The 22,845-nt window shown below is 46.5% G+C and carries 22 protein-coding genes; 15 read left to right on the top strand and 7 right to left on the bottom strand.

Going from position 1 to position 22,845, the window contains the following annotated elements:
• Window positions 1–17 precede the first annotated feature (17 nt).
• Window positions 18–3,119: a protein DpdE gene (dpdE, locus tag ABEA14_RS01725; protein ID WP_345338083.1), complete on the bottom strand. Its 3,102-nt coding sequence runs from the start codon at window positions 3,117–3,119 to the stop codon at window positions 18–20.
• On the bottom strand, window positions 3,106–3,303 hold the full coding sequence (locus ABEA14_RS01720) for a hypothetical protein (protein WP_345338082.1): 198 nt from the start codon (window positions 3,301–3,303) through the stop codon (window positions 3,106–3,108). The genes dpdE and ABEA14_RS01720 overlap by 14 nt, the downstream gene beginning before the upstream one ends.
• 349 nt (window positions 3,304–3,652) lie before the next feature.
• Here ABEA14_RS01720 and ABEA14_RS01715 point away from each other — a divergent pair, with 349 nt between their 5' ends.
• The 3 genes from ABEA14_RS01715 (at window position 3,653) to dbpB (ending at window position 6,971) form a co-directional block, all read left to right on the top strand.
• The gene (locus ABEA14_RS01715) at window positions 3,653–4,525 is read left to right on the top strand and encodes a hypothetical protein (protein WP_345338081.1); all 873 of its coding nucleotides are present in this window, start codon (window positions 3,653–3,655) and stop codon (window positions 4,523–4,525) included.
• A gap of 65 nt (window positions 4,526–4,590) precedes the next feature.
• Complete coding sequence (gene dpdA, locus ABEA14_RS01710; protein ID WP_345338080.1) at window positions 4,591–5,850, top strand: tRNA-guanine transglycosylase DpdA; 1,260 nt, start codon at window positions 4,591–4,593, stop codon at window positions 5,848–5,850.
• On the top strand, window positions 5,841–6,971 hold the full coding sequence (dbpB, locus tag ABEA14_RS01705; protein WP_345338079.1) for a DGQHR domain-containing protein DpdB: 1,131 nt from the start codon (window positions 5,841–5,843) through the stop codon (window positions 6,969–6,971). The genes dpdA and dbpB overlap by 10 nt, the downstream gene beginning before the upstream one ends.
• Before the next feature lie 63 nt (window positions 6,972–7,034).
• Here dbpB and queD read toward each other — a convergent pair whose 3' ends face one another.
• Genes queD through ABEA14_RS01685 form a run of 4 tightly spaced genes read right to left on the bottom strand, consistent with a single transcriptional unit; the run spans window position 7,035 to window position 9,627 of the window.
• Window positions 7,035–7,388, bottom strand: coding sequence for a 6-carboxytetrahydropterin synthase QueD (gene queD, locus ABEA14_RS01700; protein WP_345338078.1), 354 nt, complete (start codon window positions 7,386–7,388; stop codon window positions 7,035–7,037).
• Between the two features lie 3 nt (window positions 7,389–7,391).
• Entirely contained in the window at window positions 7,392–8,045 is a 654-nt protein-coding gene (gene queE, locus ABEA14_RS01695) for a 7-carboxy-7-deazaguanine synthase (RefSeq protein ID WP_345338077.1), read from the bottom strand.
• 18 nt (window positions 8,046–8,063) lie between these two features.
• Window positions 8,064–8,726: a 7-cyano-7-deazaguanine synthase QueC gene (queC, locus tag ABEA14_RS01690; RefSeq protein WP_345338076.1), complete on the bottom strand. Its 663-nt coding sequence runs from the start codon at window positions 8,724–8,726 to the stop codon at window positions 8,064–8,066.
• Window positions 8,719–9,627, bottom strand: coding sequence for a WYL domain-containing protein (locus ABEA14_RS01685; RefSeq protein WP_345338075.1), 909 nt, complete (start codon window positions 9,625–9,627; stop codon window positions 8,719–8,721). The genes queC and ABEA14_RS01685 overlap by 8 nt, the downstream gene beginning before the upstream one ends.
• A 308-nt stretch (window positions 9,628–9,935) precedes the next feature.
• On the opposite strand from ABEA14_RS01685, the gene ABEA14_RS01680 reads away from it, so the two are divergent.
• The 12 genes from ABEA14_RS01680 to ABEA14_RS01625 all read left to right on the top strand — a co-directional run bounded on the left by ABEA14_RS01680 (window position 9,936) and on the right by ABEA14_RS01625 (window position 21,952).
• The gene (locus ABEA14_RS01680) at window positions 9,936–10,484 is read left to right on the top strand and encodes a recombinase family protein (RefSeq protein ID WP_345338074.1); all 549 of its coding nucleotides are present in this window, start codon (window positions 9,936–9,938) and stop codon (window positions 10,482–10,484) included.
• A 218-nt stretch (window positions 10,485–10,702) separates the two neighbouring features.
• Window positions 10,703–11,143 carry an MbcA/ParS/Xre antitoxin family protein gene (locus ABEA14_RS01675; protein WP_345338073.1) on the top strand — a complete coding sequence of 147 codons (441 nt, stop codon included), beginning with the start codon at window positions 10,703–10,705 and terminating at the stop codon, window positions 11,141–11,143.
• A gap of 378 nt (window positions 11,144–11,521) precedes the next feature.
• Window positions 11,522–12,262: a methyltransferase domain-containing protein gene (locus ABEA14_RS01670; RefSeq protein WP_345338072.1), complete on the top strand. Its 741-nt coding sequence runs from the start codon at window positions 11,522–11,524 to the stop codon at window positions 12,260–12,262.
• A gap of 31 nt (window positions 12,263–12,293) precedes the next feature.
• Window positions 12,294–13,679: a hypothetical protein gene (locus tag ABEA14_RS01665; protein WP_345338071.1), complete on the top strand. Its 1,386-nt coding sequence runs from the start codon at window positions 12,294–12,296 to the stop codon at window positions 13,677–13,679.
• Entirely contained in the window at window positions 13,666–14,658 is a 993-nt protein-coding gene (locus ABEA14_RS01660) for an iron-containing redox enzyme family protein (protein WP_345338070.1), read from the top strand. The genes ABEA14_RS01665 and ABEA14_RS01660 overlap by 14 nt, the downstream gene beginning before the upstream one ends.
• Before the next feature lie 6 nt (window positions 14,659–14,664).
• Complete coding sequence (dapF, locus tag ABEA14_RS01655) at window positions 14,665–15,510, top strand: diaminopimelate epimerase (RefSeq protein WP_345338069.1); 846 nt, start codon at window positions 14,665–14,667, stop codon at window positions 15,508–15,510.
• Window positions 15,503–16,765 carry an ATP-grasp domain-containing protein gene (locus tag ABEA14_RS01650; RefSeq protein ID WP_345338068.1) on the top strand — a complete coding sequence of 421 codons (1,263 nt, stop codon included), beginning with the start codon at window positions 15,503–15,505 and terminating at the stop codon, window positions 16,763–16,765. Before dapF ends, ABEA14_RS01650 begins: the two co-directional genes overlap by 8 nt.
• Window positions 16,762–17,049, top strand: a complete 288-nt coding sequence (locus ABEA14_RS01645; RefSeq protein ID WP_345338067.1) for a 2Fe-2S iron-sulfur cluster-binding protein — start codon at window positions 16,762–16,764, stop codon at window positions 17,047–17,049. The genes ABEA14_RS01650 and ABEA14_RS01645 overlap by 4 nt, the downstream gene beginning before the upstream one ends.
• Window positions 17,050–17,059: 10 nt before the next feature.
• Window positions 17,060–18,328, top strand: a complete 1,269-nt coding sequence (locus tag ABEA14_RS01640) for an ATP-grasp domain-containing protein (RefSeq protein ID WP_345338066.1) — start codon at window positions 17,060–17,062, stop codon at window positions 18,326–18,328.
• Between the two features lie 238 nt (window positions 18,329–18,566).
• Window positions 18,567–19,583 (top strand): HlyD family secretion protein, encoded by a 1,017-nt coding sequence (locus ABEA14_RS01635; protein WP_465252815.1) that lies wholly within the window; start codon window positions 18,567–18,569, stop codon window positions 19,581–19,583.
• A gap of 1 nt (window position 19,584) precedes the next feature.
• Complete coding sequence (locus tag ABEA14_RS01630) at window positions 19,585–21,036, top strand: MFS transporter (protein ID WP_345338064.1); 1,452 nt, start codon at window positions 19,585–19,587, stop codon at window positions 21,034–21,036.
• Between the two features lie 106 nt (window positions 21,037–21,142).
• Window positions 21,143–21,952 (top strand): sulfite exporter TauE/SafE family protein, encoded by an 810-nt coding sequence (locus ABEA14_RS01625; RefSeq protein ID WP_345338063.1) that lies wholly within the window; start codon window positions 21,143–21,145, stop codon window positions 21,950–21,952.
• Between the two features lie 244 nt (window positions 21,953–22,196).
• On the opposite strand, the gene ABEA14_RS01620 is transcribed toward ABEA14_RS01625, so the two are convergent.
• Window positions 22,197–22,721 (bottom strand): hypothetical protein, encoded by a 525-nt coding sequence (locus tag ABEA14_RS01620; RefSeq protein WP_345338062.1) that lies wholly within the window; start codon window positions 22,719–22,721, stop codon window positions 22,197–22,199.
• Between the last annotated feature and the right edge of the window lie 124 nt (window positions 22,722–22,845).

Raw genomic sequence — 22,845 nt, 5'->3', positions numbered from 1 at the left:
CTCGATTTGGTTAGGTTTCATTCACTGAAGGTCTTGGAACCGCAGAGGAGCACCGCACGCACGGCGAGCACTTGGTGCTTGAGAACACCATTCAACTCCGTTTTGTCGCGGTATCGCTCGGAAATATACGTTTGTGCCTGGTTGGCCACGGACAGTACGGTCTGGCGCCAAGGCTCCGCAGGGAGCCAGGCGCTCAGTTGTGTCCACACATTGCTACGCAAATTTACGTCTTGGTATGCAAGTCCATTTTTGTTGTAAGGCTTTTCCAGCAAGTCAACCAGTTCCGTATCACCATCTTGACAGGGATCGAGGGGACGGCCCGCTTCTGTGAGCCAAACACTATCCACTTGTGGACAAATCAGTTCATCCGCGCGTCGTTGAGCGATGAATGGATTGCCAGCGGCAGCGCCTGAAGCTTTTGGCTGTGCGGTTGTCAGGTAATAGAACTGGAAGAACATTTTCGGCTCACGTAAGTCCGCGCTCGGGATCACTCGCAACAGCGCGGAGGTGGTGCCCCGCGGATCTGCCTGCATCAATTGCCAAACGGTATCGACAAACGGCTGTCCATACCGGAATGGGTAGACACCGACCTGTTCGCTGGCTTGGCTACGGGAGAAACTCATGGGCTCAGTTGAAGGTGGATAACCATTATCAAAATCCAGTCCCAGCAAACAGGTGTCGATAAACGACCTGACATCCACAAGTGTGCGAGAGCCGTGCTCTCCAGTTTCAAAACGAAGTCGAAATCCACCATTGGCATCCCGCTTTTGGGAAAAGTTCAGCGCCTTGGTGATCCACTTAAGCATGTCATTCGCTTGAGACTCGGCGAGATCATCTGCTTCGGCTAAATGATCCGCAAAATCTTGCGCCTCAATCACCTCCTGCTCCAAGGACAAAAGTTGTTCCTGAGCATGTACTCGTTTTCGTTCCTGAACGATCAGGCCATCCTCGCCAGCCAAGCGCGCGGCAGACTCGCGAAGGGATGAGCACCCGCTGAAAACAAAGTCTTGCCAAGCGGTTTCGAGGAACTCTTTGAGAACAAATTGCAAACTAGCAACCGTCTGATCAAACAGCCCAATACTGCGGTTCAACAAGTCGACCCACTCACTGGTGATCCCTGCTCGCTGCGGCAATGCGATCAGACTGGCGATCTCGCCCACGCCATGCAGATTGGCGCTATAGCGGTTTAACCGCCCTAGACGTTGCTCAATCCGGCTGAAATTGCGACTAATGCTGTAGTGCACCGCGAGTCGATGACCGCCGTGCAGGTTCAGGCCATCCTCACCATGATGGTCACAAATCAACACCCTGACAGGACTGTCCGGCTGATTGAATGAGGGCGTTCTGCCCGGCTGATGGCGTTCAATAACATGTTCGAGTTGAAGCTCGAACTTAACGTACAAGTACGAGGCGACCGACTCTAAACTACAGAACACAACAGCTTTGCCTTTGGGATTTGCCTCAAGCCATTGCGTTAACGCATTGATCAACGCCTGATCTTTGGCTTGCTGCTCCTGTTTGGCACTCTGGCAAATCTGTTCCAGCAAAAGACGCTCTTGCTCCGAAGCGCCCCCCTGCTCCAGCATCGCTTTCGCTCGTTGGCCCACAGTCCGTGGACTGACAAACAGATCATCAACCCATTCAAGGCAGTTTGCCTCACTCATCGCCTTAAAACTGTCAGGTTCTGCCAATGCTAGATTGCGATATTCTTCAATCAATTCGTCCAAGCAAACATCTTGTGACGATAGTGGCCAATGTGTGCACCTCAATCCGGCCAAGCCAGGAAACAAGTAGCTCAGGGCACTGTTTTCACGCCGATTTCTAAGTAGCCTGTGATGCAATCGGTAGTGTTCACCGATATAGCTACGCAATTCATAGATAGCCGACGCTCGCTCATCCCCCTCTTCCGGTGCAAACAGATCAACAAGGGGGCGAAGTCGTTCCGCCAGTTTGTGTAGGTTGGCGTCTTCGGCTAACAGATCAGCTAACTCATCCAGGTTGGCTTCAAGCGCGGCATTTGGTGTCTCTTCGGTCAGAGCACTGTACAACCCCCCTAAGCGCTCACGCTCTCCAACGCGCATCAAAAAATGTTCGATGCCAGATGGGTCGAGGCGATAAGCCTCAGGGCTGAGACAATGCAGCATGGCAAGGAAGTTCTTTTCATTACCATGCATCGGGGTACCAGATAGCAGCAAGGCGACCTCAGCTTGGGCTGACAAAGCTGACATCGCTGAAAATCTCGCCTGTTCTTCAGTTTTGCTAGACCAGGCTAATGGTGCAATTTGGTGGGCTTCATCAACGGCAAAGAGAGTCGGTTGCCAATCCCCACTGACAAACTGCGCAATATTTTCATGCGGACAGATCCTGATCTGGTAATCATCCCAGTCGCCGCTGTCTAATAGGTCACCAAGCGCAAAACGCTGCGATAGTTCTTCTCGCCACTGGCCAATCAACGATTCTGGGACCGCGACTAATACCCTGGCATCACGCTTTTTCTCAAGAACATGTTCACGAATGACTAAGCCGGCTTCAATTGTCTTGCCTAAGCCAACTTCATCAGCCAACAGAAACTTCGGCGCATCGTCTTGTAAGATACGTCTTACGACCGCAACTTGATGGGGCTCGAGTTCAACCGCGCTGCTTGGTAGCGATGCCATTGAGCGACAGGCCGCCCGCTGAGCCAAGTACGCCTTAACAAAGGCTTGGCGGATAGGAAAGTAGAAAGGGGCATCATTCGCTCTTGCCGCCAAAAAGGAAACAGGATCCATCCTCAGGCCGTTCCCATAGTTGGGGAAATGGATATCGGCCATCTCAACAATCCTTTGCTGACCACTGCGAAAGACAACCAAATGCTTTCCACCTGGACGACTACCGGCATATCTTGCTCTTCGCCAGATGGAACCATCTTGCTCAAAGCAAAACACCGTGGACTCTTCAAATAAAGTCGCAACCTTAAGATCCTCACACGACACTTCCATGTGCCTAGTGCTTGGAATTAGCGGCGACTCAAAAAATGATACTTCTGCTTGACCATCTGAGCCCAATTGCTCAACTTTCCCGATACCGGTAAAGCATGAAGAGGTGACAAGATCACCAACAGATACTTCATGAGAAGTCATTGAGTAACAACCTTGTTTGCATTTGAATACGACCATGCAAACTTACACAAACTGAAGTTTCCAGGAATATGAAAAAACCGACTTGAGCTTCAAGATTCCCTTCGGTAATGCTCAATATTTTGCCAATACCACTGAAACTCTTTGAACAAGCTAATGCGCCCACTTTTAATCGATCTAATTCCATTTAAACCCAATCCATTTACAGACGTCACACAAAAAGAAAACAATCTTGCATCCAGAGAAAACAACAACCACAAAACTCAACAAATTCTTAACAAAACAATAACTAAGCTAGAGAAGTTAAAGGTTATCTTATATACAAATGTAGATATTACACAGAGGTGGAGAGCAAAAATTAGCATTAATTCACAGATATGACTTCCAGTAGCTCGTTGGCCCCTTTTAAGTCATAATGTGGGACAAAAGGAGTATCGTTAATGTCCCGAATACATCTAATAACTACCTGCACAAATAGTAAAACCCTCCCTACGAGTGGCCTTGCAGTTCACAAGTTTCTGGACAAGATATCCTCTGTGGAAGAGTTGGCAACGCTATGGGGAAGACAACTATCAACAGAACTACATAATACGAAGCGGGCAATAAACCTATATAAAGGCGCACACTGGAAAGTCGCCAAGGAAATTGTTCTAGAAAGCAATGCAGAACTGTGGGTTCTGTCCGCTGGGCTAGGCTTACTGCATGGAAGTGCTCCTGCAACGGGATATTCAGCAACATTTGCTAAAAACTCACCAGACAGCATCAGCAAAATCAAATACCAGCAGGAGTTTACAAGTCAAACACTTCACCAGCGTTGGTGGTCCCTGCTTTGCAAACAGAGATTGCATAGTGACTATCCAAGAACTTTGGAAGAGCTTTTTTCTACATATCCGGATGATAGGTTCGTTGTTGCAGGTTCCCCCGCATACATCAGAGCATCGTTGCCCGATCTAAAAAGTGGCATCAAATGCCTAGCTAATGCAACGCAACAATTGGTGGTGATAACAACAACTGGTAGTGGCCTTTATGACCTCGAAGAGATTCAACAATTCCTATTGCTAGGAGAGCGAAAAATGGCAAGGCATTGGCTTGGTGGAGGGGATGACACTCTAAACATTAAGCTTGCAGGACACATACTTGATAAATGTCATAAGAAACCAAAAGTAAGCTTTGAAGAGGTCAAACAAGCGATCACAGCACATGCTTCAATGTTGAAAGATGTGAAGCTACCGCCCCGTCAGAAAAGGATGCCAAGTGAAGTTGATGAATACATTCGGAGGTTGCTAACTCGAGACACGAGTATAAGTGCAACAAAAGCACTTAGGCAGTTTAGGGATGATGGTAACTCGTTCGAAGAAAAGCGTTTCAGAGCACGCTTTGCAGAAGTGATAGGTAAACTATCTAGATAGAGGCGAGAGGTGTGGTAAAATCGCGCGCCCTCGGATGTGAACCCCCTAGATTAAGGTAATACTCGTTGACCAAATTGACGTATTTTTTCCCAGATAGTCAGGACTTTATCGACCCGACGTTTTGCTTTCAGCGGGAGACTCGTAACGAACATCGTATTCGTCAGCGTGATGACAAGTATCCTCACGAGGTATTTCCAAGACCCTATGATGGAATTCTTGTGTCCAAAGCGGTGGTTGACGGATTGGGTGGGAGCGGGAAATATTCGCAACCTCAACGAAATAGGTTTTACAGGCAAGGGGTGAAGCGATTTTTTCGTTTGGACAGCACTTTTCAAACTATGGGGGACTGTGGAGCATTTACCTATGCAGACCTGGAAGAACCTCCCTATTCGGTTGATGAAGTCATTGAGTTTTATAGCCGTTCTCGCTTTGATTTCGGAGTATCTCTCGACCACATCGTTTTCTCTTACGACAAGCCGAAAGCACCAGTCAGCGGTCAAGAGTTAAAAGAGTGCATCCGTCGACAAGAAATGACATTAGATCTAGCTGACCAGTTCCTATCGAGAACAAAGAAAGAGGAGTTTACTCCTCTTGGAGTCGCGCATGGTTGGAATCCAAAGTCTTACAAAGAGTCTGTCCAGGCCCTAATAAAAATGGGCTATCAAAGAATTACTCTAGGAGGTATGGTGCCCCTCAAGACCTCCCAAATATTAGAAGTTCTTCAGGAAGTTAGCCAAGTAAGGAAAGCGACGACTCAGTTCCACCTACTAGGTATAGCCAGGGTTGACAATGTGGCAGACTACATTCGTTATGGCGTCACAAGTATCGATAACACAACCGCATTACAACAAGCATTCAAAGACCAAAAGAAAAACTACCATACGATCGATGGCAACTACTACACAGCTTTAAGAATCCCTCAACTGAATGCGAACCCGAAGCTAAGTCGCCTAATCAAATCTGGAAAAGTGGATCAAGACCAGGCTCGAAAACTAGAAAAGCAAAGCCTTCAGGCAATGCAAGAATTTCAGGCTGGAATCAAAAGTATAGAAGATACGTTGGCACCAATCTTGGAGTACGAGAAACTGTATGATGGAGAAAAAGCGGGCAAACTAGCAGGTGAATACCAGCGCACTCTTGAAGCTCGTCCATGGGAACAGTGCCAGTGTGAAATATGCAGAAAGCTGCAACACAATGTGGTTATCTTTAGAGGCTCCGAACGCAATCGCAGTCGAGGCTTTCACAATATCCAAGTCTTCTATAAAAGACTTCAAGACGAAATTACCAAATATGCGAAAGCTAATGAGGAGCGCAAATGCGGCTGATTAAGTTACCCGCTTTAAAGATCAAACAAGGTAATCAACGGCAGCTTTTTAGTATCGCTGTAGACGGTAAGCAAATCAGTCAAGTGGCGGCGATTTCAAGGATCGGTCGTGAGGATGAAAACCTATCTGGATATCAACGTCCAGAGGTGCAGAACCACATTCGAGAGATCCAAGCCTATATTGAAAGCGAAAACCCGATGATTCCAAACCCCATCATCATAGCTTTTGATTCTAGAGTCAGTTTTGAACCCTTGGCAGGCAACCAAGAAATGGGGCACTTACTTATTCCTGTAAGTGATGAAGAGGGTTTTGAGAAACCGGGCTTTATTGTTGATGGACAACAGAGAACAGCTGCACTAAGAGAAGCTGAAGTTGACAACTTTGTTATGCCAGTATCAGCATTCATTGCAGATAGCGAAGCTGATCAGCGAGAGCAATTCATGCTTGTCAATTCAACTAAACCTCTTCCGAAAGCATTGTTGTATGAACTGGCACCGCACACCGATGGTCGCCTTCCAACCGATTTACAGTTGCGTAAGTTTCCCTCAAAAATAACCCAACGTCTCAACTATGAACCTGGGCCACTGTACAAGCTGATAAAAACTGCAACTAATCCGGATGGCTGGATTGCAGATAATTCGATAATCAAACTAGTTGATTCAAGCTTGCGAGATGGGGCGCTTTACAATTTTCGAGACCCGGATACAGGGGAAGGGAACGAAGACCTTATTTTAGAAACACTTAATAATTTTTGGACAGCTGTTCAGGCCGTTTTTCCAGAGGCATGGGACACACCCAAGAAATCTCGACTCTTGCACGGAGCGGGTGTAGCAGCCCTAGGCAGCCTGATGGACACTCTTCACGATGAATACCTTTTCAAACATAGGGATGAAGAGAATTTGGAAGAGCTAGTGACTTCCGTAAAGTACTTCCAGCATGAACTCGAAGTTATCCAAGAAGCATGTGCTTGGACTAAAGGAGTATGGCGATTTGGTACTGATGTCGAGGGTGTATCAATCAATAGGAAGTGGAACGAAGTGCAAAACGTTTCCAGAGACATTGTATTACTAACGGACTTTCTGCAATCCGTATATCGTAACGATGGAGACCTGCCATCTTAAAGGTGGTTGATTAGCGAAATTAAGCAAGACAGTCACTATCGGTGATTGTCTTGCTTAGACTAACTAGCCACGATAAATGCAGCCACAAGTACAAGTTTCTTTCACCTCGACTTCGGCTAGTAACGGTAGTTCGGGCTTAACCTGATTCCAAATCCACTCAGCTATGACCTCACTCGTTGGATTTTCCAACCCCTCGATGTCGTTTAGGTAGTGATGATCTAGGCGATTGTAGATAGGCTTGAAAACTCCCTTTATATCGGCGAAGTCAATTATCCAGCCGGTGTGCGGATCAACATCTCCCTCTACCGTTAAGCGTACCTTAAAAGAATGCCCATGTAGCCGACCACACTTGTGCCCCTCTGGTACGTTGGGAAGTTGGTGGGCAGCCTCAAAGGTAAAGTCTTTGTATATTTTCATGTGCTACTCAATACCTATCTCTTTGTGCGTCTGGATGCTCAAGCGCCACTTCGGATGTGTCATACAATAGTCTATGGATTGACGCAAAACATCAGATTGAACGCCAACATCACCTGCGATATACGCTAGGTCCTTAGGCTGAATGTAAAAGTAATCAAAAACCAGATCTTCAAACTTTTCTGGCATTGCATCATATTGCGGGTATACCAATTTGAGCTCATCACCTTTGGTCTGAACTAACGTTGCAGTTCCTTTTGGACTAACACATATCCAATCGACACTTTCCGGTACGGGCAATGTACCGTTAGTTTCCACCGCAACTTCTAAATCCAAGTTATGGAAAGCTGTTATGAGAGCCTCATCAACTTGCATCATAGGTTCGCCACCAGTACATATAACGTAGGGTTTCCCCGAAACGCCTTTAGGCCACAACTGGTTTACAGCTAACGCCAATTCTTCGGGTTCACGGAACTTCCCTCCTCCATGGCCGTCTGTACCAACAAAATCCGTATCGCAAAAAGTGCAAATAGACTTTTCACGGCTTCGTTCTTGCCCATTCCATAGATTGCAACCAGAAAACCGACAGAAGACTGCTGGGCGCCCCGTCTGAGCACCTTCTCCTTGTAGGGAGTAAAACATTTCTTTGACTAAATACACGAGTATCTGCCCATAAAATTATTCGTAAGCCAGAGGATCTTTGGCACCATTCATTTCAAACGCTTCTAGACGCTCAACGCAGGAACCACATTTGCCACAAGCCTTTTCTCGCCCGTTGTAACATGTCCATGTTTTTGAATAATCCCAGCCTCGCTGCAATCCGTATTTGAGGATCTCTGTTTTGTCTTCATGTAGAAATGGACTCAAAATTTCAACCGACTCAAAGTTTGCAATCTTAGTGACCTTATTCATTGCATCAACGAACTCAGGGCGACAATCAGGGTAAATAGTGTGATCTCCTGAATGTGCACCGTAAAAAACCCTATTTGCACCAATAGAGACTGCATACCCGACGGCAAGCGATAGCAAAATCATATTACGATTCGGCACCACTGTAGACTTCATGTTTTCTTCTGCGTAGTGTCCTTCTGCAACCTGAATATCACTGGAAGTCAATGACGACCCCTGCAGAAGATTATTGACTCCACTGATGTCGCTGATGATATGAGAGATGCCTAACTCCTCACACACTTGTTTAGCATACTCAAGTTCCTTAGAGTGGCTTTGGCCATAATTGAAACTCAACGCATACACTTCGGCGCCTTCCTCAATTGCGCGATTGAGTACAGTAAAGGAATCCATCCCACCGGAATAGACTACGACTACTTTTTGCTTATCCATGGTTAAATTCCCCTTTGAATGCAACAGTTTGGTCACTTGAATAACCAGGGGCTAACTCTAAATTAGTCACCCCATATAATGCCCCAATATTTTTGAGAGCTAATTGACAACCTTGTGTGTTGAGCGTCGAACGTTCAGAACAATCTACGTTCCATTGCCTCAGCAAATAACCAACCAAGGCCGCTCGTACCTCTAAGCAAAGAACACCATCGTCCATACCATAATCCAATGCAATCGCTTCAGAGTGAGCCAAAGATGGGTGCGGCACCAATTGAATGTCTACAATTCGGTTCCAATGCTTATCGGACTTGCGGGTTTCATTTGCGCAAATTTTCTCATCTAACAGAGACAAAGACTTGAAACGAGTGCAGATAAAATCTCGGAAATCGCTTTTCTTTCTATCAAAAGCCCTTACATGCCAACGATGGCCATTGTTGACGATACTATGTGGCACAATAACTCGACTTAGTTCTCCCGAAGAAATCGAAACATAGCGACATTTGAGGGGTTTCTCTTGGCTAATAGCGCGCATAAGCCCGGAAATGACTTTGGTATTCGGGTGAACTAAACGCATTGCGTCAAAACATACTTCGCTAGGCTCAATCAGGTGAGATAAACCGTCGCCAAATCCACGCGCCAATCCAGCTAAAACAGACTCTGGGTCATGATCGAATAAGGGCTTGAACCCCTCTTTTCTTATGTATGATTTGACCTTATGGTTTAAAGCTAAATTCTCCGGAGCCAACTCTCGATAGACACTGAAATCACGTGTGGCCGATGCCAAACCAGTGTGAAAGCGTTGAATGAGATCTGCCCTTGCGACTTGACCAAAGTAATTTAGATTAAAATCTATAAATGCTAACCGCTCACGCTGAGCGTGATTTAATTGAGCTAACTCCATGTCAAATTCTCCCAGCCTAAGAAACTAAGCAAGCTCAACCTACCATAGAATCATTTTGATTACATCTTCGGCTTTTTTTAATTCAGACATAAAATCATTTGTACCGCATGATGACAGGTGAACGATTATACGTGAAAGCATGATGCCCTAGCTTTGGGTTCATACTCTTTAGGGCTGACAGCCATTTTGACTACACCCTAACTGTAACACCCGCCCTCCCCCGAAACCTGTAACAGTTAGGGTCGATTGTTTGGAACTGTTACACCGTTACAGTGAGTTCTATAACTCAAACTGTAACAGGGCTTCGTATGAGAATTGGATACATCAGGGTATCAACGGTTGACCAAAATAGCGCTCGCCAACTAGACGGCATATCGATTGATAAAACATTCGAAGATCACTGCAGCGGCTCAACAACTAACAGACCCGGCCTTGATCAATTAATGGACTTCTGCCGAGAAGGTGATCGAGTCATCGTCCATGACATCAGTCGCCTTGCCAGAAACATAGAAGATCTGCTCAAAGTCATCCGATTGTTTCATGCTAAGAATGTTGAGGTCGAGTTTATGAAAGAAAACCTAGTTTTCTGCAATGATAAGGAGAGCCCCATAAACAGACTACTTTTGGCTCTGCTCGGCGCCGTTTACGAATTTGAGCGTTCGATACTGCTCGAGCGCCAGCGCGAAGGCATCATAAAAGCAAAAGCCAAGGGGCATTACAGGGGTAAACCAAAAACAATCGATCGCAATGAAGTCTGGCAAAAACTGGATGACGGATTCAGCATCCGTAAAACAGCATCCTTACTGAACATCTCCCCCACATCGGTTGCTAAAATTAAAATGGAACGAGTCAATTAGTAAGGTGGTTCATTACCATGGCTGAAGATCGAAATAGAAATGCGTCACGGGCAAATCCTGTTCTGCCTGCTGGTGGACTGTTTTTTCTCAGCCTGTGGACGATATTGGTTTGTGCACTCTGCTGGCAGGTTTTCTGGTAGTTGGTGCGCCATTTAATCTGCATATTGCTTAACGCTATCAAGTCAGCCAAAGATAAAACAGTTAAAAGAAAGACGAATATGGACAACGAGTCACAGACGCTAGATCAAATTGTGATATCCAGGCTCCAGCCTGCAACTGAAAAGCGCATAGTGTCAGCGCTTGAGGAAGCCATTCTGATGGAACAACAGCTTACGGGCAGCACGCTTAAATATGTTATCAGCGTTATACCCCACCAGATAGTGGCACGAGCCCTCGACCTGAAGGTTGCAAGCCTGGGCGCACTTTGCCAGCGAAAGTTTCTATCGCGGATCTACAGTGGGCATATCAGTGATTTGACAGCACTATGGTCAGAAATGAATGAAATCTTCATGGAGGACCAGCCGCTATTAACTGAGTGGTTGAATTCAAAGTTGCCAGCATTGAACGGTCATACGCCCCAAGATTTGATAACAACACTCGCTGGCCGAAAAACCTTGCGAGAAGTATTGAATCGGTTTCGGCACGGCGATATGTCATGACCTGTTTTACTCAGCATAACATCAGTGAGTAACAAGATGCGTTACTCGGCCGTTCTCACCAAATGGACAAAGTCTGAGTTCATTTTCTGAAAGCAATTCGAGCCTGGATAACCGAGTACAGCTTCAGCCACCTAATTTGGATTAGATTAGAAACAATTTCAACTGACACTATTCGACAACTGAAGGTGACTAAATTTGACTGGCAGTTTCAAGCGAGTTGCTGCCAGTCAGATACGCTAAAGGGTCTGGGTCGCCAACAATTTCTTAAAATCGCTCGGAGCACCATATTGATCTAAATCAATTTCAGTGTTAATTTGGAACCCTCTCTTTACAGGATGTAACGCGCAATTGCCGCCGTTAGAATGGAATTAATCAGTCGTGTCTGTTGATTGTAGAAAATACTTAAAATCCGCAAGATTTGTTCCTAACCTCACTCACGGTCTTCTTGACCTCCTTGAGTTAACTACTGGACAAGATTTATTGGATCTCGGTTGCGGCGATGGTGAGTTGACCAGTCGACTTATCGATAAGGGCTTCAATGTCACGGCAGTGGATATCAATGAGGGCATGGTGGAGGCTGCGCGTGAGCGTGGAATTCCAGCCCACTGTATAGATGCCCGAGACCTTTCTTTTTGTGATGAATTCGACATTGTGCTTTCCAATGCAGTCCTGCATTGGTTCAGCGAGCATGATCAGGTCTGCCAGAATGTTTATCGAAGTTTAAAGCCGGGCGGACACTTTATTGCCGAGTGCGGCGGATACGGTAATGTCGACACTATCATCAAAGGTATAGAAGCCAGCATTTCTGAAGATGATCAGCTTGGTACTTTTAGTAATCCATGGACATTTAGATCTGCAGAAGAATTTAAAGACATTCTTATCAAGACGGGGTTTGAAGTAATCGACATTCAGTTGATACCTAGGCCCACTGTCACCAGTTGCTCCTTGGCTGATTGGCTTGATACTTTCCTCTCCGATAGCCATTTACAGCTAAATAAATCCTCACGAGAAGAGTTCTTTAATCGAGTTTCTGAAAAGGCATATTCAGCTCTTTATGACAAGCAAGATGGCTGGATACTCGATTACGTACGACTCAGGTTTATCGCCAGAAAAATCTAAATAATATTTTAAAAACTTAAAGGAGTAAGAAATGGCCAAGGACGATGTCATGGCGATCGGTTGCCCGAGTTTTAATTTTCGATCAAATCTGGACTTATGGGACGAAACGTTGAGAGAGGGAGCTGAGCGCGCAACCATCTCTCCTTCGTTTGAAGAAAAAGTTGAAGTTGCTAAGTCACTGTCTGATATCGGCGTTAAAACGATCGTTGTTGGTATGCTACCAGAAGTACCTGCCAACCTGAGTTTGTTGAAGGAGTTGGTCCTGTGTCAACAAAAAGGAGAAATAGATAAATCCGTTCGGTTCATTGTTATCTCCCATGTTGGTCGGACTGCTGAACGTGCAAAATCCGAGCTTGAGGCTATAGGGCTTTCTCTGAAAAATGTTTGGCTGATGCTTATCCACAGTGTCTCCGATCAACAGATCGAGCATCTGTTCCCAACCATCGCTAACAACTACAACTGTGATTCGATAGATGCAGCTCACTGGCAACAGCTCAGCGCGGCTGATCGTCGAGATTTCAATCGAACATGGCTGAACGATTTCCTAGCCGACTTCAGCTTTAAGAATATCGGCGGTTTAGTGCTTGGCATGCTGGACTACTTCCGAGCCGATGTGGCGTTCTGTAGCGCAATTATCGAGATTGGAAAGCGCAATGACATAAGTCAGATGCGTATGGTCGATACCGCTGGCACGTGCATGCCACACCAGTTGACGGGGCACGTGCAACAAGTGATTGAGCAACATACCGATATCCAGTTTTTTGGCCACTTTCACAATGACTTCGGCATGGCGACTGCCAATGCTATGGTCGGACTGACAATGGGCTTGAAGGGTGTCGACGTATCTATCGGCGGCTTCGCGAATCGAGCGGGTCATCCTCCATTGGCGGAGGTCGTAACTTCCCTAAAGGATCTCTACGACTACACCATCCCTGGATTTCAGTACCAAAAACTGTATGGGCTAAGTCGCCAAGTCGAGCGCCTATACTGCTTAATTGAGAACCCTACTCAACCCATTACAGGGGTCATTACACATTCGGTCACCAGTGGCATCCGCACTGAATTGATAAAAAAATGCCCAACCATCTTTGATGTGATCAATCCATCTGATGTCGGTGCAGATTTGAAAAAGATGTTCGGTATTCGTAGCGGTATCGATGGTATCCGGCGCATTACAAAAATGTATGAGCTGGATGAGGAGGGCAGCCTGGACGACGAAGAACTCTACGCCATCTACACGCAAGTGCTAGATAAGTGGCAAGCATTGAGTAATGAAACAAAGTCCAAGCTAGAAAGTTTAATCGAACAGATTAACGAGACAGTAACCCGGACAGCGCTAACGGAACGTGAAGTTGTCGACATTATATCTGAGTTCAAAAGTACCAAAAAAGGAAATTTGAAAAGTGCAATTGTTTGAATTAACCAAGGAAATCCTGTTTTCTACGGACCCATCGCTTTACCTAAGTGATTTAGAAAAGCGGAATGAGGTTGTGAGCCTTGTTATCGACAAAGTAAACAACTACGAAGACAACAGAGTAGAGGTCAACAGAGCAGTCTTTTTAGCGCTATCTGCCATTTACAGAGATCCGTTTACTGCCGAAAGCTGTAACGATGATCATCCGATCTTGAAAGAGCTGATCCATCGTTATCAGTTAAAGATCTGCCAAGACGCGAGCAAAAAGCATGCTGGCTTGCTGTCATCGCTGCCTTCAGCCGAAAACTTTGAAGAGTGGTGTATCGACATTGTTCAGAAGGATGAATCCAATGTAGGACATCCATTGTTTATATTCCTGCAGAAGGACTCCACGCTCGCGCAGCTCAGAGAGTACATCGCCCAGGAAAGCCCCTTTGATATGTACTTTAGCGACATCATCAGTTCGATGCAGGCGGGCCATTATGCCGGCGAGCGCGAAGAGATGTTGGAAAACTTCTGGGACGAAATGGGGCACGGCGCTAAGGAAAACTTCCACCGTAATATGCGCGTGGACATGATGAATGCCTTTGATATTCCGCTTTCTCTTCACCTTGAAGACATTGAGTACTTCGATGTGAGTCAGTTGGTCCTGGCCAACTACTACCTGATGTGTGTCCATTCTCGCCGAACGCAGAACATTCTGATTGGCATGATGCTGGCGACCGAATGCATGGTTCCTGGTCGCCTAGAGATGCAAATCGCTGGTTGGCTGCGAAACGGTGCCAGCAAAGACCAGATCAAGTACTTGATTGAGCATGTGCATGTAGATGAAGAGCATGCCAAGGGGTGGATGAAGCACGTGGTACTGCCGCTGATTCAGAAAGACCAAGCGCTGTGCCAGGATATCGTGCTCGGCATCATGTTGCGCCTGGATGCTGCCACGGAAGTGTGTGACGCGATGTACGCACATCTAAGGAAGTAGCAGTCCATGATGCAGCAGTTGCCTTTTAGAAAGTATCAGGCCCTAGGTAACGATTACATTCTAATCGACAGCCAACATACGTGTTCCTTATCCGAAGAAACGATAAGAGCCATCTGCCACCGCACCTACGGTGTCGGTGCAGATGGTATTTTGCTCTCATTTACCGGCCTTCGGACTGTCTCCATATACAATTCGGATGGCAGTGAAGCCGAGAAGAGCGGCAATGGACTGCGTATCTTTGCCTACCACCTGATTAAGACAGCAGCCGTGGAGGGTGATCACTTTACGATCTGCTGTAAAGCGGGTGTTCACGCTGTTTACTGGGATGGTCAGAAGGTCACTATCAATATGGGCTCAATGAGATCGGTATTTGATATCGATTCCGGTTGGCAACCTGCACCGATTTCAAAGTCTCTAAAACCACAATCATTCAATATCGATGGTAAGCAATTTGAGTTTGTTGCCATTGATATTGGTAACCCCCACTGCGTTGTTTTGAACGCCTCGCTAGACGATCTGCAGCACTACGGTCCTCTGATCGAAAACCATAGTTACTTCAAAGACCGGATAAACGTGCAGTTTCTCCATCAATGGGATCAGAAGGCCATCGGCATTGGCATTTGGGAGAGAGGTTCAGGCCACACTCTCTCTTCTGGTTCGAGCAGCTGTGCTGCCTTTTACGTTGCCCACCATCTGGGGTTCTGCTCAGACCAAGTCGAAGTGAATATGGAAGGCGGACAGTTAGATTTGCGGTTAGTTGAAGATGACATCTGGATGTCAGGTGACGTCAAGCTTATCGCGAGTGGAACTATCTATACCGACGAGTTAGCGCTGGAAGCAATCAATGAATAATTCTCAAACCAAATACGTAGTTATTGTCGATCCCTTCTCTAGCGGCGCGCTACTGGCGCCCTATTTCACTGACAGTGGATATAGCTGCATCGCCGTCCTCTCTCGCGAGATACCGGAGCTATTTAAGGGTTCTTTTCGCCCAGAAGATTTCAGTGCTACCCATCTAATGAAAGAGTACGTGAAACTTCTAGGGACTCTGAAGGCGTATAAACCGGTTGCGATCCTGCCAGGTTCAGAGCTGGGCGTGGAGCTGGCCGACTTGCTAGCCCAAGAGTTTCTGCTCAGCGGTAACGATCCCGAGCTGAGCTCTGCCCGACGCGATAAGTATCTTATGCAGCAAACTATCGCCGATTTCGGTATCCGCTCTATCAAGCAGACGCACGCGGCAACGGCGGAACAGGTAAGCGCTTGGAGAGATCAGCAAGAGATTGGCTATCCCATCGTCATTAAACCCATTGCATCCGCCGGTACCGACTCTGTGCACCTTTGTTATGACGACGAAGATGTAGCAGCTGCGTTAGCGGACATAGTTGGTGTCAGCAACGTATTGTCGGAGACAAATACCGCCGCGCTGATTCAAGAGTTTGTCGAAGGTGATGAGTACATAGTTGATGCGGTCAGCTGCGACGGACGTCATTTCACTACCAATGTATGCCGCTACAAAAAAACCAAACACAATAAGAGCTTCACTTACTTAGAGTCTGAGTTCTTTGACCCAAATAAAGACGAGTTTGCCGAGTTAGTTGCCTACAACAATCTCGTTCTTGACGCGCTAAAGATCAATTTTGGTCCCTCTCACAGCGAGATAATCCTGACTGAAAGTGGTCCAGTGCTGGTCGAAGTGGGTGCGCGCTTAAATGGTGGCAATGCGCCCCAATTGGTGTCCGAGGTCGCAACCGTAAATCCACTCAAGTTGGTGGTTGCCAGCTATACATCGGCGGACACGTTTGCGGAGCTGACCGCAGCGCCGCAACAGTTCAACGCCAATGCGATGATGAAGTTTCTGACTATCGAAGATGCAGGCGAAGTCGAGCGAATCGAGGGGCTTTGCGAGATTGAAACGCTAGCTTCTTGCAAGCGATTGCTCTCTTTCGTGAATGTTGGTGACCACGTCACGCCCACACGCAGTTTCGTCAACTGTCCCGGCTGGGCCATTCTCATAAACAGCGATCCTCAGCAGTTTTATGCAGACGTCAAAGCTGTCGAGCAAATAAATGCGGCCGCAATTTTTAGAACGAGAGAAGTACAACTGTGATTTCAGCAAAAAACGCCAGTAAGTCATCAACCTTAACAATAGAAAAAGGCAGCCAATTGCAGGACTACCGAAATGACTTTGACGATATGCTGCCAGAGTTCGGTTGCTGCAAGGGCATGTGTGGTCTGTGTTTGATTGAGATCACCGCTGGCCATGAACATCTCGGTGAAGTAACCAAAGTGGAAGAGATGACCCTCACATCCATGGATCGCGATTTGAAATCTTACAGGTTGGCATGCCAACTCTCGGTTCAGGGTAACTTCGAATTTAAACCCATTTTTTAAGCACACTATTATGAAAGATGCATACGTATTATTTGAGCCTCTAAATCACATCTACAAAGTGCTCGAAGCGGCACATGCCCGTGGTCTGACGATCATTGTGGTGAGGTCCTTCCCTCTTTGTACTGCCGGTCCTTATGCGATAGATCCCTCCATTGTGGAACAAGAGATCGTCATTGAAAGCTGGTTAGACGATGAGCCTATCCTGAATAAACTCGCGGAATTAAGTGAAACGTATCGTTTCGTGGGCAGCTATGCTGCCGCCGAAATCACGCTACCCTTCGAATCAAAATTCAGAGATATCTACGAGCTCAATGGTATTAGCCATGAACAAGTGATGTTTCTTTTGGATAAAGAAAAGGTCCGCAATCATCTCAGAGAGAAAGGTCTAACTTCGCTCAAGACCATTAGCCAAGAACAAGCTGAGGGCATACAGGATTGGCCAGCAGATGATGAATACTTCTTCAAGCCGGTGAATGGTGTTGGCAGTGCGCAAGTTGCCCGCATTCGCACCCATGCCCAGCTTCAGCAGATGATCCAAGGTTGGCAAGACAAACCGGAGATCACCCTCTCGATACTTCGACAATATCTCGAGTTGAACAACCGCTTCTATCTGGAAGAGGCCGCCAAAGGAGAGCTCATGTCGATCGAGGGCTTTGTGGTCAATGGTGTCTATCAGCCTTTGGGCCTCTCCTCTCGACATCTACACGAACAAAACAGTGCTATCGAGATGGGCCTGGGGTTCCCCTATGAGCATCAGTTCATGGACAAAATAATCGACAAAGTGACACAGATCCACCAAGCCTTGAATATAAATTGCGGTCCGACTCACACCGAAGTCATGGTTGATGACAACGGAGAAGTTGAGTTAATCGAACTGAACATTCGTTTTGTGGGATCCGACACCATCCTGGCGATCAATGAGGTGATGGGTTCAAAGGCCGAAGAGCTAATCCTAGCGACCACTTTGGGTGAAGAAACGGAATTTGACTGCCCATATTCACAAAGCAAGTTTGCCTACGTTCGCGAGATCATGCCCCCACTGGATCTTGAGTGTTTGGAATCCATGGTATTCCCCCCAGAAGCCATATTCAGCAAACAAAAGGTTGCTAATGGCAGCACGTTAAAAGGCAAGCGAACCCAGATGGATCAGATCGGTACGTTTATGACGGTCGGGGCTTCGATGGCCGAAGCAATAGCTGTGTCAGCCGAAGCGATGAGCAAAATATTGGTTAATGGCGCGCCCATCACTCTTGATGCCAACAACTCTCTGAGCTGGTGATATCAAGGGTTTAAAGCATCGCTATGAAATTGAAAGCATGCAAAGCGTAATGCGCAGTTAACATGCTCTATATAAAGACTGAATATGTATGGTTAAGATAATTGCCTTTGTTTTAATTTTTCTTTGTTGTGGCTTCACTGTCTTTCAATATCAAAACCAAGAACCGGGTCTTGTTAGGATCGATAACGCCTATGTCACTGGAAGGATACTAAGAGTCAACTCCACATCGGCAGGCAGGGTGGAGCGACTCTTAGTTGAACGTGGCGAACAGGTAGTTGAAGGTGACCTGCTGTTTACTATCAATCGTCGCAATGCCTTTCTCGAGTACGAACGCTCACTGTTCAGACTGAGCGCACTTGTAGATAGCGAAATAAGCCGCTGCATTGACTTAAGTGAACTTACACTCCAAAGCGAAATTCAACAGAAAGAGCTCAAGTACTCCCAAGGCGTTTTGTCTAAGTATCGCTCGTTAGGCGAATTGGGTCTCATCGATGCAAACTTTGTCGACAAGCAGGCACTTGAAGCCGAAGTCAGTGACTTAGAAGCCGCTATCGAAAAACAACGACTGCTTTCGAACCACTTTAAACAACGTGAACCGATCACCAGTAGACCTGCGATCAAGCAGGCAATATCGGATGTGCGAGAGAGCTTCTACAACCTGAAATCCACGGAGATCAGAGCGCCAGCAAACGGTTACGTGTACGAGTTGATTGCGTATCAAGGAATGTATGCAGATGAAGGAGTCAACCTGCTAGTTATGGTTCCCACAGAAGATATGTTGTTTGAAGCCAACGTGCTGGAATCGAAGCTGTCTCAGATAAAAGTTGGCGACACTGCGGAAGTCACGCCAGACGCCTATGGTGGCGATGTTAAGCTCAATGGCGTCGTTCACTCCATAGTACCGTCGATCACAGCGTCCTTTTCTACCATCCCACGAAATAACCTGGATTCGAACTGGGTTAAAACCATGCAGCGAGTGCCTGTACTCATAGCCATTGAAGAGCCCCCTTCAAAGCGGTTACCACTTGGCTCCAGCGCGAAGGTAAGTATCCACACCAATGTTGAAGCAACAACCTTGGTCAGTGACGGTGCACAAGCTGGAGGACCCGAGGACATCGGCGCCTCGATAGACAGTCATCTGGTTTCAGTGGGTGATGTATGGGATGTTGAGTTCGAAAAGGTGATCACCAGTGAACTGAAAGCCAAACACCAACATCTAAAAGCACTGCCTGAGCTCACCTGTGCTTGGGAATAACATGAAAGTTCTAAGTGTCTTCGCTATTTATCTGGTGTTATTTTCACAGATGTTGGATACATCTGTAGCAAACGTAGCACTGATCAATATAGCGGCCGATCTAGCGCTAGATACCTTTTATGCGTCACTAATAATGACGTCTATCGGCACCGGGCTGGTGATCTCGTTTCCGTTGGGGAACTTGCTGACGCGTAAGCTGGCCAACAACGCCGTGTTTATCTTAGGCGCGCTGATCTTTTTGGTGAGTTCGCTGCTTTGCGGGTTAGCAAACGACGTCTACAGCTTCATTTTGTTCAGGTTCATGCAAGGCCTGAGTGCCGGTATGGCAGTCGTCACCTCGTTCTCATTAATGACTGTCACGCTGGGTAAAGAGCGCCAAGCCTTGGCCATCGCCCTCTGCACCAGCGCGATCTCTTTAGCGCCTGTATTTGGTCCGTTTGTGGGCGCTTACATTACGGACATGCTGGGTTGGCGCTGGCTGTTCTTTATCAATGTCCCACTGATCACTATCAGTCTGCTGATATTGTTACCCAAACTGGAAACCACTCTTTCGAAGGACAAATTTGATTATGGTCCGCTGATAACGTTGTCAATCTTTGGACTGTCGATAGCCGCCTTTCAGTACTGCCTGGATTTTGGTGAAAAATATGGGTGGTTTACCGATCTGAGGATCCAAGGGGGGTGCCTGCTAGGCGTTTTATTCTTGGCTTTCTTCTTATTATCTAACCAGCGGTGGATGCTAGTCGATTTTTCATTGCTACGAAACGCCCAGTTTAGAACCTCAACCTTTATTCTCTGTATCGGCAATGGGGTTATATTCAGCTCCATCGTTATCTTACCCATCTGGTTGAGGATGGATAAGAGCTATACCATTTTGCAGGCGGGTATGATCCTTTCCATATCCAGCGTAATAGCGGCCATACTTAGCCCGCTAATAGGACGTCATGTCAAAACACAATATTATGTCTGGATATCGTGTTTGAGTTTGCTGTTGATGGCCATCTCCTTCTATATGATGTCTCAATTTAAACTGAACACTTCCGAAACGACCATTGTCATCTCTAGGATCATCGCTGGTTTAAGTTTGGCTACCTTTACTGCGCCTCTGCTGTCGCTGTCTCTGGAGAAACTTGAGCAGAGCGAAGTTACCAGTGCTAACTCCTTGTCGCTGATCTTGAGGATCTTCTCAGCGAATCTGTTTACGTCGCTTTCGTTTATTTTTTATAAAAAACTCACACTGCAAAACGAAGGCGAATATATTTCAAAATTAGACAGGCTCACACTTGTGTATATGCAGGATACTAACAATCAGGTTTATCATTCGTTCTCTATTTTTAGAACCAATGCACTGGCGGAAATGTTCCTCTACGTAGCGCTATTCTTTCTGTTAAGCTCAGTGGCGATTACCGTCCTGAGGAGGCAGCAAAGCGAGTTGCCAGCAAGTGCTAAATAGGCCAATGAATAATGATTGGTGAACATACAGTATCGGCAGAGACTCGAGATGTTAGTGCCTACCATATCCATCCAACCATAACTCGTTTCATGTCTGGAAGTATTCAATGATAAGTTTCACTTTTATTTTGTCTCTTACCGTTGCAGGGTTGGTTGCGGGTCTTTTAGCGGGCTTATTCGGCGTAGGCGGTGGTATCGTGCTTGTGCCCATCATGTACTTCTTATTTTTGGCATTTGAAGTACCAGCAGGTGTGGCACTGGATGTGGCTACTGCAACCAGCCTTGCCTGCATTATCCCCACTTCTTTGAGCAGCATTCTCAGCCATCATCGGCGAGACAATATTGACTGGTCACTGGTTGTCCGTTGGTGCTTACCCATGATCACTGGTGTCGCTGCAGGTGCGTCAGTGATCATCTACCTTCCCGGAAATCAGTTGACTATCCTCTTCGCTGCGATCGCTATCTTCGCCGCGTTTTGCATGCTGTATAAGCCAGAAAAATCACTTGCAGATACGTTACCCAACAATAGGACACAGGCACTCATTGCAACAAGCATAGGGGCGATCAGTACCATGGTGGGGATTGGTGGTGGTAGCCTCAGCGTGCCAACCCTGAGTGCATATAACTACGAGACCCGCCGGGCAATTGGAACCGCCGCGTCCTTCGGATTGGTGATCTCACTACCCAGTGTAATAGCCTTGATGGGGGTTGTTTCTCCGCCTCCTGGTGCTCCAGCAGGGAGCTTCGGGTTGGTAAACATCTATGCATGGCTAGCAATTGTTCCGTTCAGCGTTACCATGGCACCACTGGGAGCACACTTGGCTTCTAAACTAGATCCCCTTTTACTCAAAAGACTGTTTGCTGTCATGTTGGCTGTGACATCGATCAGGATGGCACTTCAAGGCTTAGGACTATGATTGCTTTATCGCAAAACTACAACTGTGGATTACCGTGGGACATTGAAACCTAACGACCATCTTCAATCGTCTGCTTTTGAGGTTTTGACTTCTCAATTCCACTTTATGTCTACCTATAAAGCAATGAGCATCCAACTGCTTTATAGGTAGACATATTGAAGTATCTGTTGGCAGGTTTTCTACCAGTTATCTATAGAAACCGCTATTGACGCTAAAGCGATCAGAAACGATGAGGCGAGTGCTCTCAACTTAGCCATAAGCACAATAGCTGGTGAAACTGGTCTTTTTGGTGCGCTTGAGCGCAGGCAAGAGGCTGATATATAAACTCTTTTGATGGACCTGTATTCTTTATCGCCAGCCTAGCGGCCTCAAAATTTTTCTTGGACATCGCATCATCAAATCCAGGCGTTGGCTCTTCAACCAAGATAACAATCGGGGAGCCCAGCCAGGCTAAATACTCCCATTCATTTAGGTTATGTGCCAACGCTTCTCGATACCCTTCCATAATCAGGTGGTTCATCATCGGTTTTTCAGTGCCTGGCTCAAATTGTTCTAACGGATAGATAAATTCTTCGCTCATGACTAGCTGTATTAGGCTATGTTTCTCTGCTCTTTTATTCAGAGAGGATGCCTTGTTAATAGCTGACCATGACGGGTACCTAGAAGCGATTTCACTCGAAGACAACATCGTATATTGCTCTAAGACTTTCTTTCTAAGCTGTTCACGCAGCTTCAATTGTAGTTGCATAGCAACCTCAATGTCACTCATCTGTATTACACCTCAACATACCTAAACCTCATCCGTGTTTGCACTCCTCAATTGTTAGGAACCACCCTCGCCTGACAATACCCCAGTAACCACAAATCAGCTTTTTGATGAACAAAGAACATCC

It is taken from the genome of Corallincola platygyrae (assembly GCF_039544265.1).
GTDB classification, from domain to species: domain Bacteria; phylum Pseudomonadota; class Gammaproteobacteria; order Enterobacterales; family Neiellaceae; genus Corallincola; species Corallincola platygyrae.
This window is presented reverse-complemented; position numbering and strand designations above follow the sequence as displayed.